Annotated in this window: 18 protein-coding genes and 1 tRNA gene; 13 read left to right on the plus strand and 6 right to left on the minus strand. The window is 37.9% G+C overall.

Translation table 11 applies throughout. From position 1 onward, the window contains the following. Positions 1-42: 42 nt before the first annotated feature. Positions 43-579 (minus strand): dCTP deaminase, encoded by a 537-nt coding sequence (gene dcd / locus DHW03_RS10890; protein ID WP_109925815.1) that lies wholly within the window; start codon positions 577-579, stop codon positions 43-45. A 72-nt stretch (positions 580-651) separates the two neighbouring features. On the opposite strand from dcd, the gene DHW03_RS10895 reads away from it, so the two are divergent. The 3 genes from DHW03_RS10895 to DHW03_RS10905 are packed head-to-tail and all read left to right on the plus strand — an operon-like array spanning position 652 to position 2,884. Further along, complete coding sequence (locus DHW03_RS10895) at positions 652-1,302, plus strand: 4'-phosphopantetheinyl transferase family protein (protein ID WP_109925816.1); 651 nt, start codon at positions 652-654, stop codon at positions 1,300-1,302. A gap of 38 nt (positions 1,303-1,340) precedes the next feature. Further along, positions 1,341-2,114, plus strand: a complete 774-nt coding sequence (gene lipB / locus DHW03_RS10900) for a lipoyl(octanoyl) transferase LipB (RefSeq protein ID WP_109925817.1) — start codon at positions 1,341-1,343, stop codon at positions 2,112-2,114. Positions 2,115-2,158: 44 nt separating this feature from the next. Beyond that, complete coding sequence (locus tag DHW03_RS10905; protein ID WP_109925818.1) at positions 2,159-2,884, plus strand: SGNH/GDSL hydrolase family protein; 726 nt, start codon at positions 2,159-2,161, stop codon at positions 2,882-2,884. Positions 2,885-2,942: 58 nt separating this feature from the next. Here the strand turns inward: DHW03_RS10905 and DHW03_RS10910 are convergent, their stop codons facing one another. Next, complete coding sequence (locus tag DHW03_RS10910) at positions 2,943-3,677, minus strand: RDD family protein (protein WP_109925819.1); 735 nt, start codon at positions 3,675-3,677, stop codon at positions 2,943-2,945. A 96-nt stretch (positions 3,678-3,773) separates the two neighbouring features. Between DHW03_RS10910 and DHW03_RS10915 the strand changes: the two genes are divergently transcribed. The 6 genes from DHW03_RS10915 to DHW03_RS10940 are packed head-to-tail and all read left to right on the plus strand — an operon-like array spanning position 3,774 to position 9,859. Continuing rightward, on the plus strand, positions 3,774-4,727 hold the full coding sequence (locus DHW03_RS10915; RefSeq protein WP_109925820.1) for a stage II sporulation protein M: 954 nt from the start codon (positions 3,774-3,776) through the stop codon (positions 4,725-4,727). Beyond that, positions 4,728-5,621, plus strand: coding sequence for a hypothetical protein (locus tag DHW03_RS10920; protein ID WP_109925821.1), 894 nt, complete (start codon positions 4,728-4,730; stop codon positions 5,619-5,621). A 2-nt stretch (positions 5,622-5,623) separates the two neighbouring features. Then, entirely contained in the window at positions 5,624-6,349 is a 726-nt protein-coding gene (locus DHW03_RS10925; protein WP_109925822.1) for a hypothetical protein, read from the plus strand. Continuing rightward, complete coding sequence (locus tag DHW03_RS10930) at positions 6,346-7,527, plus strand: DUF4350 domain-containing protein (RefSeq protein WP_109925823.1); 1,182 nt, start codon at positions 6,346-6,348, stop codon at positions 7,525-7,527. Before DHW03_RS10925 ends, DHW03_RS10930 begins: the two co-directional genes overlap by 4 nt. A gap of 2 nt (positions 7,528-7,529) precedes the next feature. Further along, entirely contained in the window at positions 7,530-8,507 is a 978-nt protein-coding gene (locus DHW03_RS10935; protein ID WP_109925824.1) for an AAA family ATPase, read from the plus strand. Between the two features lie 5 nt (positions 8,508-8,512). Next, a complete protein-coding gene (locus tag DHW03_RS10940; protein WP_109925825.1) occupies positions 8,513-9,859 on the plus strand; it encodes a DUF58 domain-containing protein in 1,347 nt (448 codons plus the stop codon). A gap of 19 nt (positions 9,860-9,878) precedes the next feature. Here the strand turns inward: DHW03_RS10940 and DHW03_RS10945 are convergent, their stop codons facing one another. From DHW03_RS10945 to DHW03_RS10960, 4 genes are all read right to left on the minus strand, one after another. Further along, positions 9,879-10,937 (minus strand): nucleoid-associated protein, encoded by a 1,059-nt coding sequence (locus DHW03_RS10945; RefSeq protein ID WP_109925826.1) that lies wholly within the window; start codon positions 10,935-10,937, stop codon positions 9,879-9,881. 193 nt (positions 10,938-11,130) lie between these two features. Next, a complete protein-coding gene (locus DHW03_RS10950; RefSeq protein ID WP_109925827.1) occupies positions 11,131-11,700 on the minus strand; it encodes a TlpA family protein disulfide reductase in 570 nt (189 codons plus the stop codon). 206 nt (positions 11,701-11,906) lie between these two features. After that, positions 11,907-12,233 (minus strand): 2Fe-2S iron-sulfur cluster-binding protein, encoded by a 327-nt coding sequence (locus tag DHW03_RS10955; protein WP_109925828.1) that lies wholly within the window; start codon positions 12,231-12,233, stop codon positions 11,907-11,909. A gap of 66 nt (positions 12,234-12,299) precedes the next feature. Then, positions 12,300-13,310, minus strand: a complete 1,011-nt coding sequence (locus DHW03_RS10960; protein ID WP_109925829.1) for an NAD(P)/FAD-dependent oxidoreductase — start codon at positions 13,308-13,310, stop codon at positions 12,300-12,302. A gap of 313 nt (positions 13,311-13,623) precedes the next feature. Here DHW03_RS10960 and DHW03_RS10965 point away from each other — a divergent pair, with 313 nt between their 5' ends. From DHW03_RS10965 to DHW03_RS19630, 4 genes are all read left to right on the plus strand, one after another. Continuing rightward, positions 13,624-14,367: a UDP-2,3-diacylglucosamine diphosphatase gene (locus tag DHW03_RS10965; RefSeq protein WP_109926031.1), complete on the plus strand. Its 744-nt coding sequence runs from the start codon at positions 13,624-13,626 to the stop codon at positions 14,365-14,367. Positions 14,368-14,867: 500 nt separating this feature from the next. Further along, on the plus strand, positions 14,868-15,941 hold the full coding sequence (prfA, locus tag DHW03_RS10970; protein WP_109925830.1) for a peptide chain release factor 1: 1,074 nt from the start codon (positions 14,868-14,870) through the stop codon (positions 15,939-15,941). 106 nt (positions 15,942-16,047) lie between these two features. Continuing rightward, positions 16,048-16,121 (plus strand) — tRNA-Asp (locus tag DHW03_RS10975). 593 nt (positions 16,122-16,714) lie between these two features. After that, entirely contained in the window at positions 16,715-18,226 is a 1,512-nt protein-coding gene (locus DHW03_RS19630) for a 2Fe-2S iron-sulfur cluster-binding protein (protein ID WP_317046811.1), read from the plus strand. Positions 18,227-18,239 lie beyond the last annotated feature (13 nt).

Genomic DNA, 18,239 nt, shown 5'->3' on the forward strand with positions numbered 1-18,239 from the left:
ATTTGGTTAGGTATTTGTTAAACGCAATTTAGAACAAATTTGTTAAAATTTGTTCTTCCACATCATACTTTCTACTGGGCGTGTTGTTTTGTTATTGTACTTGGCGTTTCCCTTGGTGTTGTACATCGTTTCAATATTTCCTTCTACTGCGAAGTAAATAAGTTGACCAATTGGCATACCGGCATAAATTTTAACCGGTTGTGCTACCGATATTTCCAGTGTCCAAGTGTTGCAAAATCCCACATCGCCTTTCCCTGCGGTAGCATGGATGTCGATTCCAAGCCGACCGGTACTGCTTTTGCCTTCCAAAAAAGGAACGTGCGCATGCGTTTCCGTGTATTCTAAAGTTACGCCTAAATATAAAGTTCCGGGGTGGAGGATATAACCATCCTTAGGAATTTCAAAATGCTCAATTTCGTTATGGGCTTTGGCATCAAGCACACGACTTTTGTATGTAGCCAAATACTTACCCAAATGCACATCGTAAGAGTTTGTACCTAAACACTCGCGCTTAAATGGCTCGATAATGATTGTCCCCTTATCAATTTCCTCCAAAATCCTTTTATCCGATAATATCATTTTTATGCGTAATTTTGGCCTAAATTATCATTTATTTAAGATAATTTTGCATGTAAATCTCCAATTTTATAAATGCCAATAGTTTATAATAAAAATATCGAAGATCATTCTGCTCTGGCAATCTGGAAAATTGAAGAAACGGAAGAAGAATTGTTTGCCGGCCTTCAGCTTAAACAGCATGAACTGGATTTAATTGCTTCCTTTAATAATGGTAAGAGACTGTTGCACTGGTTAAGTACTAGGCTTTTACTGAGGACAATGCTGAACACCAAAGATTATATCGATTGCCAATTTGATGAAGATGGTAAACCCTATCTGGTTAATTCTGAATATCACATTTCATTAAGCCATTCGTATGATTATGCTGCGGTAATGATTAGTAAAGATTTTGCGTGTGGTGTGGATATCGAACTCATTAAGCATAAAATAAAGAGCATTAAACATAAGTTTTTGAGTGATGTAGAGCTTGCCCAAAAGCAAATTGGCGACAATACAGAAGGCTTATATGTAGCTTGGTGTGCCAAAGAGGCCATATACAAATGGCATGGTAAAAAAGGCTTAGAGTTTAAACAGCACATTCACATCAAACCCTTTAAATTAAAACCAGAAGGATGCCTAAATGCGCTGGTAGAATTGCCGACCGGAACAAGAGAACTAGCCGTTAATTATTTCAAAACTAAGGATGGATACATGCTTGGTTATGTGCTCTCTACCCCAGATTAAAACCTGTTTAACGCTCAGCTTAATTTTAATTCTACTGTATGCAAAACGAAATCAATATTGGCTGTTCGAACGTTGCCGGATTTAATGGCAAAGCCGATGAATTGCCTAAACCCACCAAAACCGTTCCTGTGCAATTTATGGATTGGGGCTTAACCGATTATCAGCAAGCGTGGGATAGGCAAGAAGCCCTGCTCAATAGTACAGTTGCTGTTAAAACCAAAAACCGAATCGAAAATTCGAAGCTGCCTACTCCCAATTATTTGGTTTTTTGCGAGCATCCACATGTTTACACTTTAGGCAAAAGTGGGCATCCGGAAAATCTATTGTTAGATGATGAAGGCTTAAAGGCAAAGCAGGCCACCTATTATAAAATTAACAGAGGTGGAGACATCACTTATCATGGGCCAGGTCAGATTGTGGGCTATCCCATTTTAGATTTGGAAAACTTTTTCACCGACATTCACTTATACCTCCGTACGCTGGAAGAAGCTGTAATTTTAACCTTAAAAGATTATGGTATAGTTGCAGGGAGATACCCCGGTTATACAGGTGTGTGGTTAGATGCAGAGCAAGACAGTGCCCGTAAAATTTGTGCAATGGGTGTGCGTTGTAGCCGATGGGTAACTATGCACGGCTTTGCTTTTAATGTAAACGTAGATTTAGATTATTTTAAAAATATTGTGCCTTGCGGGATCGACGATAAGGCCGTAACTTCATTGCAGCAAGAGCTTGGTTATCAACTTGATTTAGATGAAGTAAAAGATAAATTGAAAAACCACATTGCCCATTTGTTTCAAATGGAACTGATTTAGTTTTGCCATAAATCTATTAGGCTAATTTTATCGTAAATTGAATCATGAAAACTTTATTTGCAGCCCTTTTATTTTCTTTATTAACTTCGGGATGTACAAAAGAGAAAGATATGTCTGTTGCTAAAGATCCCGATAATTCATTCGTTGCCCCAAATCAGAAGACTTCATTTACTTATTTGGCGCTTGGCGATTCTTATACCATTGGCGCATCGGTAACAAAGGCAGAATCTTTTCCGTATCAACTCCAAAGTGCGTTAAAGGCTCAAAACACTACCCTTGCTGATCCAAAAATTATTGCAGTAACTGGCTGGACTACAGACGAATTGAAAGGAGCCATAAAGCAAGCGAAACTGACAGAAAGATACGATTTTGTAACCCTTTTAATAGGTGTAAACAATCAATATAGAGGGTACCCTCTAGATACCTATAAGAAAGAGTTTTCAGAATTATTGCAAACCGCAATTGATTTTGCCAATGGCAGTAAACGCAGAGTTTTTGTGATCTCCATTCCCGATTGGGGCGCTACTCCATTTGGAAAAAACGCCGCAAAAGGCCCTCAAACCATAGCTGCTGAAATAGACGCTTTTAATGCGGCAAATAAAGAAATAACCCTCGCTGCAGGCGTAAGTTATACAGACATTACTCCGGGTTCTCGCAATGCTAAAACAGATCCTGCATTAATTGCAGCAGACGGTTTACACCCTAGCGCGAAAATGTACGCAGAATGGGTTAATGCATTACTTCCAAAAGTTACCGAAGTATTAAAGTAATTTAAGATTTTACCCTTTTGCGTTATCTAATGAAAATGTTTTCTAGCGAATAGAAAAGCTAATCTACTCTTGACGTAGCAAAATTATAATCAGCCATTATGGTTTCTAGAAACTTCAGTTCGTGCATTCCCTCCGGAATAGCAATATGAAGATGATTAGAAATTCTTGCCGCCATCTGGTAAATCAGCGTATGGTTGCCCGTTTTATAGTAGGTGCTAATCACTTCGTGAATCAATTCAATATCTCTATCGCTCAATAGATTTACCTCGTTAAAAATTGGCGTATATTCCTCATCAACGGGATGAAAAGCAATTTGATTCAACTGTGTTTGGGGTTGGGTTTTGATCAGTGTTGTGCCTGCAACGAGGTCGCCTAAACGTTGCTTATTTTCGGTAACAGCAACGAAAATTAAAGCACCCAGCCACGATGTTAGCGTAAAATCTACAATCCTAAAAACCCAGCGCATAAAGTACTGCCCAAGGCTTGCCTGAGAACCATCTAAGCTAATTACCCTGATTTTAAGTAAGCGCTTACCAATGCTTTGGCCATTCATAAATATTTCGCAAAGCAAATCGTAAAAAACAAAGCCAGCCCCATAAATAACCACCAAAACAATAAAGGTTATGCTACCTGCCTGTAGCAATCCTGTCATCGCAAAAAGGAGCAGAAAAACCAAAAATAAGCCCACAAATAAGCCAAAGTCAATTAATCTGGCCGCAACCCTTTCGCCCAAGCCCGCAACAGCGTAATCTATATCAATGTGTTGGCTCGTACTTACTTTTATCGTTTCCATGTTATTCAAATATATAATATGCTTTTTTATTTTTTGTTGACTAATAAAAATTTTGTTTTATTTTAACGGAAAATTAAACGCGACACAAGTTATTTTATGAGAGAGGCGCTTTTTGTAAAGCAAAATTCTGAGAAGTGGAAAGATTACGAAACTTTACAGACTGAAAATCCAGATGAATTGGCGCATCGTTTTATCGATATCACCAATGATTTGGCCTACTCTAAAACATTTTACCCAAAATCTAAAACCACTGCATACCTAAATGGGATTGCATCTGTACTGCACCAAGCCATCTATAAAAATAAAAAGGAGGAGAAAGGGCGCTTCATAAAATTTTGGAAATACGAATTGCCAATGCTTTTCTTCAACTATAGAAAGCAGCTATTGTATTCGATGATTTTCTTTGTGATTTCTGCCGCCATCGGCGTCATTTCCGCGAAGTATGACGATTCTTTCCTTAGAATGTTTTTTGGCGACGACTACATCAACATGACCAATGAAAACATTGCAAAGGGCGACCCCTTTGGTGTTTATAAGCAACAAGGCGAGATTATGATGTTTATTCAAATTGCCTCAAACAACGTATTTGTAATGTTGATGATGTTTGTGTCGGGTGTTTTCCTGTCCGTCGGCCCGATTTTTTATTTGCTAAGAACAGGAATTATGATCGGTGCTTTCGAATATTTCTTCTATAGCAAAGGTTTGGGCACACAATCCATATTGGTTATTTGGATTCATGGCACCTTGGAAATACTTTCGGCAGTTATTGCAGGTGGAGCGGGCTTGATTTTAGGAAATGGAATTTTATTTCCGAAAACGCTGTCCAGGATGGCTTCCTTTAAAAATAGTGCAAAAGATGCTTCTAAAATTGCAATGGGCATTGTTCCCATTATTTTATTGGCCGCATTTTTCGAAAGCTTTGTTACCCGCCACACCGAAATGCCAATTTGGCTGAGCTTAAGCATATTAATTGGCTCATTCATTTTTATGGTTGGATATGTAATAGTTTATCCGGCCCAATTATTTAAACGCACTCAAACACAACTATAAATGGCAGAAAAAATAGAATTCAAAAAGATACGAGAATTCGGAGAAATTATTGGAGATACCTTTTTGTTCATCAGACAAAATTTTAAGCCCTTAATGAAGGCTTTTTTATACCTCTGTGGTATTTTTATTCTAGGTGGAATCCTTACCATGATTATGACCCAGTTGCAAGTAGGCGACATGCAAGAGAATTTCAGGAATAGTTATAATTTTTCGGGCGAATCGGTTTGGAGTAGGCTATCAAAATTTGTAATTCAATATCTCTTTATGATGATGTTTATGATGTTGAGTTATACGTCTGTTTACGTTACCGTTTTAAGTTATGTTGCGCTCTATATTCAGAAAGGCAATGTTGCACCGAATGTTGAAGAGGTTTGGAGTTACTATAAATACTATTTCTTTCGCATGTTTGGTAGCGGAATCGTGATTTCCATTTTTTTAGTATTCTGTTTTGCATGTTGTTTCTTTCCAGGCGTATATGTTTTTCCAGCCGTTTCCATCATGTCAGTTATCATGGTTATTGAAAATGCAAGTTTGGGCTATTCTTTTAACCGATCCTTTAAACTTTTGCGCAACGAATGGTGGGCCACGGCTGGTGTTTTAATTGTAGTCTCCATCATCACTTACGCTTGTACCCTATTAGTACAATTACCGGCTACAATAATTGCAATGGTTAGTGCATTTACACATGCAGAACAACGCATCACAAAAACCTATGCCATTGTAGCTTCCATTTCTCAGTATTTATCTCAAATCTTTTTAATTATTCCAATACTAGCGGCAACATTAATTTATTTTAACCTGGTTGAGCGTAAAGAAAGTACAGGGCTACTAGATCGGATTGATGGACTGGGAAAAGGCCCTGAGCAGTTTAATTCTACTCCAGAAGAATATTAGAAATGCGTTTATTGCTTGCCTTATTTCTGTTCTTATCTGCCGCGTCGGTTCATGCACAAACTGGTCAAAAAACCATTGTATATAAGAAACCTATTGCTGTTAAAATTTACAGCACTAAGGTTGAACTGCGCAAAATTGACAGGGAAGCCATTAAAACCTACAGCAAGCAGAAAGATTTTATTTATGAGGATGCAGCACCAGAAACTTTAACTTGGTGGGATAAATTCTGGAATAAGTTTTGGAAACTGATAGATAAACTTTTAGGCAATAAAATTAGTGGAAGCGTTTTAAAGGTTGTATTAATTGCAGTAGCCATTGCTGCGGTGGTTTTCATCGCAATTAAACTTATTGGTTTAGATTTTAGACTTCTGTCGGGCAAATCGAAATCGTTAGAAGTGCCCTTCGAAGAAAGTTTGGAGAACATCCATGAAATTGATTTTGATGACCAAATATCGAATGCCTTACAAACCCAAAATTATCGATTAGCCGTTCGTTTGCTCTACTTAAAAACACTAAAAAACCTAAGTGATAAGCAACTTATAAACTGGTTACCCGATAAAACAAATCAGGCTTATGTTTTAGAAATTGCTGATGAGGGCAGGCGAGACGAATTCTCTAAGTTGACCAATCAATTCGAATACATTTGGTATGGGGAGTTTTTTATCGATAAAACCACATTCGAAAATGTGAACCAATCTTTTCATGATTTTAACCTGAAAAAAGCATGAGGGGAATAAAAAAATATTTAATTATTAGTGGGATTTTACTGGTAGCGTATTTGGTTGCACAGTATTATAAACCAAAGCCAACCAATTGGTTTGCAAGCTATTTAACAGAAGATAAAATTCCTTTTGGAACCTATATTTTACATCAGCGAATTCAGGATATTTTTCCAGGAACGGTTGTTAGAAAAAGCAAAGACCCAATTTACAATACACTAAAAGCAAATGCAGCCACAAACACAAATTATTTAATTATTGCATCAGGTGTTAAGGTAAATAAATTGGATTTTAAAGAAATGGTTCGCTTTATGCAAAGGGGAAACAACATATTTGTTTCTGCTTTTCAAATGCAAGGGATGCTTTTAGATACCTTAAAGCTTAACATTAGCGCCGATTTTGATTTTAGTAAAAAGCGAAAATCGTATGTAAACTTTTCCAATCCGAATCTGCGAGTGGCAAAGGGCTACACTTTTGAGAAGAGCATTAGCGAACAATACTTCAGAAAGATAGATTCCTCAAAAGCCATTGTTTTGGGTAATAGAAATAACAAAGAGGTTAACTTTGTTCAATATAAATTTGGCAAGGGCTCGCTTTTCCTTATGCCCAATCCGCAGTTGTTAACCAATTATAGTTTACTTACAGCTAACGGAAGCGAATATGCATCGAAGGCATTATCTTACTTGCCAAAAGCAAAAACATTAATCTGGGATGAGCATTTTACCCGTCCGAGCACAGTTGACACCTCCCCACTCCGACTAATTTTCAGATATGACTCCCTACGTTGGGCTTATTATATTTCCGTTTTTGGATTGCTCATTTTTGTGCTCTTCGAAATTAAAAGAAGGCAAAGGATTATTCCCTCCATTAGCAGATTAACCAATACATCGGTAGAATTTGTAAAAGTAGTAGGCAGGGTGTATTACCAACAAAGAAATAATAGAGACATTGCCGAGAAAAAGGTTAAATATTTACTCGAATACATCAGAACGAAATATCGGCTAAGAACGATTGATCTGAACCAAGAACTCAAAGAAAGTTTAATTCATGTTTCTGGCGCATCAGCCGAAACGATAGAAAGCCTTTTTATTGAAATTACACATTTAAAAAGAGGACAAATGGTTCATGATAAACATTTGATTGAGCTGAACAAAATTATAGAACAATTTTACAAGGAAGACCAATAAATATGGAACAGGAAATGTTTAACCAACGCACCGATTTAACGCAACTAAGCGCCGCGGTAGATCATATTAGGCAAACATTAGGCAAAATAATCGTCGGGCAAAAAGATGTAATTGATCTTTTAATTGCTGGCCTCTTGGCCGATGGGCACCTTTTGTTGGAGGGCGTGCCAGGTGTGGCTAAAACTTTGAGTGCAAAATTGGTTGCTAAATGTATTTCAGCCAGCTTTTCTCGTATTCAATTCACACCAGATTTAATGCCATCTGATGTTTTAGGAACGGCAGTTTTTAGCCCCAAAACCGCCGAATTTCAATTTAGGCATGGACCCATTTTCGGCAACATCATTTTGGTTGATGAGATTAACCGAGCACCGGCAAAAACCCAATCTGCGCTTTTCGAAGCGATGGAAGAACGCCAAATTACAGTTGATGGAAATACCTACAAACTCGAAGAGCCCTTTATGGTTTTGGCTACTCAAAATCCAGTAGATCAAGAAGGTACCTACCGTTTGCCAGAAGCACAGCTCGATCGTTTTTTGTTTAAAATCGAAGTCAAATACCCATCATTAGAAGATGAAATCCAGATTTTAGTTAATCAGCACCAGCAAAAATCCGACGATCAACTGTTAAATATTGTACCAGTTTTATCGGTAGAACAGGTGAAAGCAGTTCGTTCTACGATAAAAGCATTGTTTGTGGAGCCAAAGCTGTTGGCCTACGCAGCACAAATTACACACGAAACCAGAAACAATAAATCATTGTATCTAGGCGCATCGCCGAGGGCTTCTTTAGCAATGATTAATGGCGCAAAGGCGATAGCGGCAATGGCAGGAAGAGATTTTGTTACACCTGATGATATCATTAAGGTAGCAATACCCGTATTGGCGCACCGCATCATGCTAAGCCCAGAAAAGGAAATGGAGGGCTTAACCCCTGCCGATATTATTACACAAATCATTAAGAAAATAGAAATTCCTAGATAAAAGAAATGATGCGCCTTTTTGGAAAATATTATACAGATTTATTTTTGAATAAGCGATTATTCATAGGACTTGGCCTATGCGTAAGCCTGTTTGTATTTTCCTTCTTTCTTTCCTTTTTGGGCGATTTGCCGTACTTTTTCCTAGGCGCATTGGTGCTGCTCGTTTTTATCGATTTATTCTTGCTATACCGACATGAAAAGGGCGTTTTTTTGCGTAGAGATGTGCCAGAACGATTGAGTAATGGAGACGATAATGAAATCAAAATCTACTTAGAAAATTTTTATCCTTTTGAAGTGAAAGTTGGGATTATTGATGAAATCCCGTTTCAATTTCAGAAAAGGGATTTATGGTTTAGCACCACACTTGCATCTAAAACCCAAAAAAGCATTACGTATGCGCTGCGGCCCACTAAACGAGGCGAGTATGATTTTGGTCAAACACGTCTCTATGTTCAGTCGCCTTTACGATTCATTAGCAGAAGATTTAATGTTGGAGTGCGCAAATTGGTGCCGGTTTATCCATCCTTTCTAAAGTTAAGGCAGTACGAATTAATGGCCATTTCTAACCGATTAACTGATTTTGGAATAAAAAAAATGCGCAGAATCGGTCATAGCATGGAGTTTGATCAAGTTAAAAATTATGTTGCTGGTGATGATTACAGAACCGTAAACTGGAAAGCTACCGCTAGAAAAGGCGACCTAATGGTGAACTCCTATACCGATGAAAAGGCTCAGCATGTTTACTGTGTGATAGATAAATCGCGAGCCATGAAAATGCCATTTGAGGGATTGAGTCTGCTCGATTATGCCATTAACGCCAGTTTAATTTTGAGCAGCGTAGCCTTAGTAAAAGAAGATAAAGCAGGCTTAATTACAGTAGCAGAAAAAACAGGTAGCATCATTCAAGCAGATCGCCGACCGGCACAGCTCAATAAAATTATGGAGGTTTTGTATAAAGAAAAAACCCGCTATCTGGAAACAGACATGGAAGCTTTATACATCAGCATTCGGGCCACATTAAAGCAAAGGAGCTTGGTGGTGTTTTTTACCAACTTCGAAAGCATGTCGGCCTTAGAAAGACAACTTCCCCACCTTAAACGAATTTCAAAATTTCATTTGTTGCTGGTTGTTTTCTTCGAAAATACAACCCTTAAAACTTTAAGTGAAGAGCCAGCAAAAGATATTGAAGGAATTTACATTAAAACCATTGCCGAAAAATTTGCTTTCGAAAAGAAATTGATGGTGAAAGAGCTTGCCAAACATGGCATTTTAAGTTTGCTTACCGAGCCGCAGAATTTAACCGTTAATGTTGTTAATCAGTACTTGGCATTAAAAGCCCAGCAGCGAATTTAATGTACAAAATAGAAATTCCCTATTCTTCCTCTCTAAAGTAAACTTTATAGAAATTCATCGATTTATCATCATCATAACCCTTTTCAATCATGTCCTTATTTCCATGAATATAGATGTGGAAGTTCTTATCCAATTTTAAAACACTTTTATAAGCTCTGGCCTGTTTCTTAACGGCTGATTCGGCAATTTCAAATTGATCTGCAATTGGCGATTCGTATTCCTCTTCGTAGTTTTTCTTGTAGTTTTTAAACGATTCAATTCCCTCAGCGTTGCCAATTACCTCGTTTCCAAACTCCTCAATATCAAAGGATTCTTTCTCTTTAAAATATTTCATCGAGCGGTTCAAGAGGTCAATTTTATCCGCTTTGCTAATTTCATAATCACTATCAAGCTTTTGCGTTACAAAGTTTTTATATACGCCTAAAACATTATTGGTTTGGTTGTAACTGTCGTTTCTGATTTTCAATTTCAGAAACTCGTCTTTCCAATATACAGCACTTTCATTGCTGCTTTTTGCCTGATCGAGCACAACCACTTTATAGCCTTCTTGCTGATCCACATTAAAAATTAAACAGCCCTTATCGAGTTTGTTAATACTGATGGCGTCTTGCTCATAACTCATGTTAAAGCCATCCTGCTCTGGGTAAACCTTTAAGTAAGTATCTTTTGTTTCCGATTTGAAAATGCCAAGGGCATCCAATTGCTCCCCTTCAATCTGAACTTTTTCAAAATAGGCAACATATAACTCCCCCGATTTTATTTTGGGGTGATTGGCTACATCGTATAAATATTTAGCCAGCTGTTGAGAGTCTTCATGGAAAAGATCGTTATTTTCAAAAATCTCATTCGCAAAATGGAAAACTTCGTTGAGCTGAAGATTGTCGTTTGGATGATAGAAACGGTAAACCTCATTTACTTTTTCGAAAGGCTTTAAAAAATATTGCATCAGCAAATTGCCCAGAGTTTCGTCCTCAATCTTTAAAGGTGCATCAGATAATTTATAATATTCTTCAAGCAACTTATTGCCTGTATGGTGGATAGAGAGTTGTTTAAGGGAAGCCTCGAAAAATGAAATCATAGGCGCAAATTAAGTAAATAATCAGCTTAATTAATTGTCAAGTTTTAAACAGAAAGTTTGTTAGAATTTGGGCGATGCGTGCGGTTGTTTAGGTGGATTTAGATTAGTCGGGATTTGCAATCCCGTCTTTTTGAGCTAACGATTTGTAATCCTCGAAACAATTGCAAAATCTATAGCCCTCGAAGTATCTAAACTACATTGATTTAAGCTTTTCAATAAAATCTATAAACTTTTGGTCTGAATAATCGGCTAAACCCTCATGTTTAAAGCTTAGCCTGCCCTGTTTATCAAATATCACTGTAGTAGGTAACGAACTTTTAAATATTTGTTCTGGAATGCTGCTTTCTGCCTTATAAATAGGCAATTCAAATTTCTTATTGAGCATAAACTGGCCAGCCTTCGGTAAGTCTCCATCTGCATCAGCGAAAATGAAGATTACATTTTTATCATTTTTAAATCGGCGGTAAAGCGTATTGAGCGAAGGCATTTCAGCCCTACATGGCGGACACCAGGTAGCCCAAAAGTTTAAAAAAATTACCTTCCCCTTCAAGTCACCCAAATCAATTATTTTGCCTTTTTCATCCTTAAATCTAATCCCTTCCAAGCCAACGTTTACAGGAGCTGCAACCTCAGTTTTTGGAGCATACAAACCAATTTCCATTAAGCCTCTCAATACAAATGCTTTGGCATCTGGCACTAAAACGATCACTAAAAGCAACGTGATGACTATAATATTGAAGATGTTCTGCTTAATTAATTTCATATAGCTAAGATTGATTCATTGATAAGAATTACAACGGATTTACTGCATAAAAATTCCTTTGAGCAATATTGTGGCTTTAATCTGAAATGGCGATTGTTAGCTTGAGAGTAGATTACAAATCCCCATTCAATTTAACGATCTCTAAAACTACAGCAAACAAAAAAGGCGATACTCTTCAGCATCGCCCTGTGTATGTTGTTTACATGTTAGCTTACGCCATGTAATTTAACTTTCAGGCCATCCATGTTGCTGTTCAATTGCAACTGGCATGATAATCTCGAATTTGGAAGTAAGTCAGGCAGTGTATCAAGCATTGCATACTCATCGTCCGTCATTTCATTCAGTGTTTCTTCACCTTCCAAAACATCTACACAACAGGTTGCACAAAGTGCCATGCCACCGCAGGTAGCCAAAATATCGTATTCAGAAGCCTTTAAAAATTCCATCAAACTTAAGCCCATATCAGTAGGTGCCTCGTGAGATGTAACTGAACCATCCGGTTCTTGCATGTGTATTGTAATGTTGTTTTCCATTTTGCTCGCTTATTAGCGCAAACTTAGATAAAAAGTTTTCTTTTAAAAACTATTTTAACTTAAAGCTTAAAATTCTGAAACGCCGTTAACAGTAGTGTATTTCATGGTGTACTTAACACCAGGATTCATGTAAGAATAGGCACTATGGCTCATCAAGGCCGCTTCGTGGAACCCACACAAAATCAATTTCAATTTATTGGTGTAAGTATTTATATCGCCAATAGCGTAAATGCCTGGTATATTGGTAGAATAATCATCCGTATTTACTTCAATAGCACTCTTGCTGATGTTTAAATTCCAATCCTCAATCGGACCTAATTTAGGGCTTAAACCAAACAAAGGAATTAAATGATCGGCCTCAACTACCGATTTTTCCATGCTGCGGTTTTGTACAATTTCAACTTGTTCAAGCTTATCGCTGCCATGTACTGCATGCAAATTGCTGTTTAAAACCAAATTGATTTTTCCGCTTTCGGCCAAAGCCATTACTTTAGCAACCGAATCTGGAGCACCACGGAAGCTCTCACTTCTGTGTACCAAAGTTAATTCAGAACAAACATCAGCCAAATAAATGGTCCAATCCAAGGCAGAGTCGCCACCACCAGCAATAACCATTTTCTGATCACGATATTTTTCTGGATCAAGAATCATATAATTTACGCCCTTACCGTTCTCGAAATTTTCTAGATTTTCAACAGCAGGCTTACGAGGTTCAAAACAACCCAATCCGCCAGCAATTACCACAACCTTAGCTTCGATAATGGTACCCATATTGGTAGTCAAAACGAAATCGGCTTCTCCGCGTTTCTCTAAGCCCTCAATACGCTCGCCTAAAGTAAAGGTAGGATGAAAGGGTTTTGCCTGCTCCATCAAATTATCTACAAGTTCCTGAGCCAAAACAGAAGGATAACCCGGAATGTCGTAAATCGGTTTCTTAGGGTAGATTTCAGAAAGCTGTCCACCAACTTGTGGAAGATAATCAATTAAATGGCAACGCATTTTTAATAAACCGGCTTCAAAAATGGCAAACAAACCAACCGGACCAGCGCCTATTACGGCTATATCAGTAGAAATCATTCAAAAAAATTTGACGCAAAGTTACAAAATAAACTATTATCTATTCCTCTATTTAGAAATATTCTAGATAATTCTGTAATGCCATTGTAATCAGTATTTTATATGCTTTTATGCCACTTAAAACAAAATATATTAAAATTTAATGTCAAAAGGCAAATTATAATTGGTCTATGGGCTTAGTCGATATTGAATTTTTACTTTCAGATCCTCGATCTTTTTATCCAGAAGCACTTATGGATTATGGGTTCTATAAATTCCAAGCCATTGCCGTATTTTCTCCTTTCCGCTTTTTGAACTACCTTTGATGTTGTACATGGCAAAAAACATTTATTTCGCTTCCGATTTTCACTTAGGCACACCAAATTATACAGAAAGCCGTACCCGCGAGGCACGCATTTTAAGGTGGTTAAATTTTATTGAGCCAACCTGTGGCGAGCTCTTTTTAATGGGCGATATATTCGATTTTTGGTTTGAATACGCCAAAGTTATCCCAAAAGGGTTTATCCGTTTGCAAGGCAAATTGGCAGCAATGGCCGATTCAGGAATTAAAATCTACTTCTTTAAGGGCAATCATGATATGTGGGTTTTCGATTACTTTAAACAAGAAATCGGGATGGAAATTATTAGTGATGAGTTAATTATTGAGCGAGGAGGCAAGAAATTTTATTTGCACCATGGCGATGGCTTGGGCCCGGGCGATAGAAAGTACAAGTTTCTCCGCAAGATTTTTAGAAGCAAAATTTGCCAATGGCTTTTTGCCCGCCTACACCCAAATTTAGGTATTGGCATTGCAAACGGCTGGAGTAGAAGCAGCAGGGCAGCAAGCAATCCAGAAGAAGTTTTTTTTGGTTTAGAAGGCGAATGGCTCGCCATTTACGCACAAGAACAACTTAAAAAAGAGCATTTTGATTACTTTATTTTTGGTCACAGGCATTTGCCAATGGATCTAGATCTCGGCAACGCGAGTAGGTACATTAACACTGGCGAGTGGCTCAGATACAACTCTTATGCCGTGTTCGATGGCATAAATTTGAAGTTGGAATACTTTAAACTTTAATTTTTATTGTTTTTGAAAAGCAAAACCAACAACCCGGTTTAACGTTCGCCGGGCTTTACATTGTAGCGCCAATAAAAAATTGGCGGCTGCCATTTCAATCCCGTTTAAACCAATCAGTCCGTACAACTATCCACGTTTAAAACCCAAAGCCTAATATTTCCGCCTTAAAGGCTTGCTCACACTTCCAATTTTAAGCCAGGCAAGCGAAATTATTTCTTAATGGAGCTAGGCTTCTACTAGGGTTAAAGCGCTGTTTATAAACGTGATGGAACGGAAAGCCCGCAGCTAGCAAATGGCAATTGTGCTTTTGGGCAAGCGAGGACTTGCAGAGAGAGCAGGGCTGCCCGCCGCCACAAGCACATGTCCCATCATTTCCAAAAATCAAACAATAAAAACCTAAGGCGCTCTTTCAAAACTAATTCAGCTTTTTTCCTTATTTTTGCATTTCCTAAATTTTAGAGAGAAGCTAAGGATCTAGGAATTTCAATACGAATATTATTATGTTAGATAAACTAGAGGCTATAAAGCAGCGTTGGGAAGATGTAGAGGAGCAATTGAGCAATCCGGATGTAATTCAGGATATGAAACGTTTTGCTGCTTTAAACAAAGAATATAAAGATTTGGGCAAAATTGTAGATGAATATAAAATCTACAAAAACGTGATGAGTAATATTGATGCCAATAAGGAGATTTTAGCAGCAGAGAAAGACCCTGAAATGCGTGAAATGGCAAAAGAGGAGTTGGATTTGTTGCTGAAACAACAAGAAGAAATGGAAAGCAATATCCGTTTAATGTTGATTCCTAAAGATCCGGAAGATGCTAAAAACGCAGTTTTTGAGATTAGAGGTGGTACGGGTGGCGATGAAGCCGCATTATTTGCCGGCGATTTGTATCGTATGTACACCCGCTTTTTCGAAACTAAAGGCTGGAGAGTAGAAACGGTTGACGTTACCGAAGGCACCGCCGGCGGATATAAAGAGGTAATTTTAAAAGTAAGTGGCGATGATGTTTATGGTCAATTAAAGTACGAAAGTGGCGTACACCGTGTGCAACGTGTGCCTGATACAGAAACACAAGGCCGTGTACATACCTCTGCCGCTTCAGTTGCCGTTTTACCAGAGGCAGAAGAAATTGATTTGTACATAAACCCTGCAGATATTGAACTCCAAACCTCACGCTCGGGTGGTGCAGGTGGACAGAACGTAAATAAGGTTGAAACGAAAGTTCAACTAACGCATAAACCATCGGGTTTGGTAGTTGTATGTCAGCAAGAACGTTCACAATTGGGTAACCGCATTATTGCAATGGAGATGTTGCGTAGCAAATTATACGATATAGAGTTGCAGAAGAAAAATGGCGACATTGCTGCGAAGCGTAAAACAATGGTATCAACAGGAGATCGCTCAGCCAAGATTAGAACTTACAATTACCCACAAGGCCGAGTTACTGAACACCGCATCGGTTTAACCTTGTACAACCTCCCTTCGATCATGGATGGAGACATTCAAGAGATTATTAGCGCCTTGCAATTTGCCGAGAATGCAGAGAAGATGCAAGAAGGTGCTGTAGGTTAACGAGTTATAATTATTTTAAAAAAAAGTTTGCGAATAAGGATAATGTCTCTATATTTGCATCCTCGAAAGGGGAAAGAGGTTTAAACTTTTAAAAAGCAAACAAAACGGAGTGGTAGTTCAGCTGGTTAGAATGCCTGCCTGTCACGCAGGAGGTCGCGGGTTCGAGTCCCGTCCATTCCGCTGAGAACACAGATCAAATCATTTAAAAGCCTAGAACATATATTGTTTTAGGCTTTTTTTTGCTCAACTATAATCTCGCTTTTTTAGGGATTAAGGGGGATCAAGGGGCAAGCAGAAAAGTTAGGGGAAATCGAATATTTCTTAGTTCTATGCATTATGAGAACTTCATATCCCGTAATTCAAACCGTACAAGCTTCAATAAAAGTAGAAAACCTGTTGCATTCGGCTTCAAATTCGTTGTCGGGAACTCTAGTGCAGAATATGGATAGTATCTTCCTGGATTCATATATTCATTTTTTTTTATGATCTGGATTTTTAATAATCCAAGAATTCCAAAACCTGTAAGCATTCGCATCTCGGTTAAGATAGTATAAAATAAATGACTCATTAGATACGAAATCTGCTTCTGAAGGTTCTATGTATTTCATTTTCATTTTAAATCGAGGAAGTTTTAAATGTGTTATGTTAAGTTTTTCAATTAGCATGCTCAGTTAATCGGTAATGGCACTAACATAAGTAATTATTCCAAAAAGTTGTAAAAGTAGGAATTTTTCAATAGTATTGTCGTATAACTAATATTTAAATGTAAGATAATGGGACACAAAATTAACCTTTTTATTGCCTTGCTTTTGTTCTTGCTCTCAGGCTGTGCAAAAGAAACCTTGAACAAAAATCAAATTAAGCCGGAAGTGCAATCTGCCTTTGAAAGAAAAAAAACAGTTTCCAAGTTCGGGAATTTGCTTGATAGAGTTGAGTATTTGTATTACTCTAATGACGACAAACTTAGTTCGATTAATCAATTTGTCAAACTAGTTGCTTCTGACCAGAATATCAAAGATTTTTCGACCATTAACCAGAATTTTATTTCTCTTAAAGGGCAGCAGGCTGTGGCACTTGAACTTACAAAATCCATTTACTCAAACTCATATTTAAATAATAAAACGGACTCTAAAACTGTAAACCATCACCGTACTATTGTGGCAGAATTCAGGCAAATGATCCTTCAGAACTTCATAGAAGATCAAAAATTCGATATCGCCAAGGCGGTTGGTACTTATGCTAAAGCAGTTTATGGTATCAAAAATGGGGTAGCCGAATACTCCCAAATTAAAGCAGTAGAATTTCCTATAACCTCTAGAATTTATCAAAGTGATTATGAAGACAGATCATCTTTAAAAAGTAAACTAAAAGCTTCAACAAGTGCAGGAAAAAAATATAAAGTTCAGCTTGCTTTCCCCAATAATAGTGGTGAGGTCTCTTTTGATTGCCCCGAAGATGTATATATTTTGGATGCCGCTTTAGCCGAGGGTATAGACCTACCTTATTCAGGACGAGTTGGCGTTGATGGAGCATCAGCCTGTAGGTTAATAACTGGATCGGTCGACCAATCAGAACAGAGTTTTCTATCAGACTGCTTAATCAACAATGGTTTTATTCTTTTGGAAGTTGCATATGCTAAGTCCGACGTAAGAATACTCGTTAATCAACAGGAGGAGCTTAGTACCAACTGTTTGGACGGGGTAAACATTTATCCTAACCAACTAGTCACGGATTGGACACCTCCCCTCATACCTCCCTTCACCCCTGCGGGACCTTCTAGCCCCCCAACTGGAGGAGGAGGCCCTGTAAATCCCATACCTAGCCCACCCACAAACCCACCAGCTACACCTAGTGAATGTGAACTCGCGGCCACTGAACAGGCGGGTGAACCAATAACCGATAATATTTCTCCCGTAACAGAAATCTTTAGAATTTCAACAACCTCAACAACCAGAACGAATCATTACCGATGGCCATTTCATAAAGACAAATTCGGGATGTGGTTTTTAAGAAGTACTGAAGTAGGAAAGCATAAAAAAGTGGATGGAGAATGGGTTTGGGATTCTATCGAGCATATTCCAAAATCAGAAGAAGTTCGTGGAACTATACTACCTGGTGGAACTATAGAAATTGTATTAAATGCCTATCCAGCAAAAGGGAAAAAAGTTGCAGGGGTTTACTTGGATTATTATTTAAATATGCATATTATTTGTAAGGGTTTGCAACTAATGCCATTACAAACAACTGACTTTACTAACATTGCATTTTGGACCGTAGATAACTAAATCAAAATTATAA

The organism is Pedobacter yonginensis (assembly GCF_003173595.1).
GTDB classification, from domain to species: Bacteria; Bacteroidota; Bacteroidia; order Sphingobacteriales; family Sphingobacteriaceae; genus Pedobacter; species Pedobacter yonginense.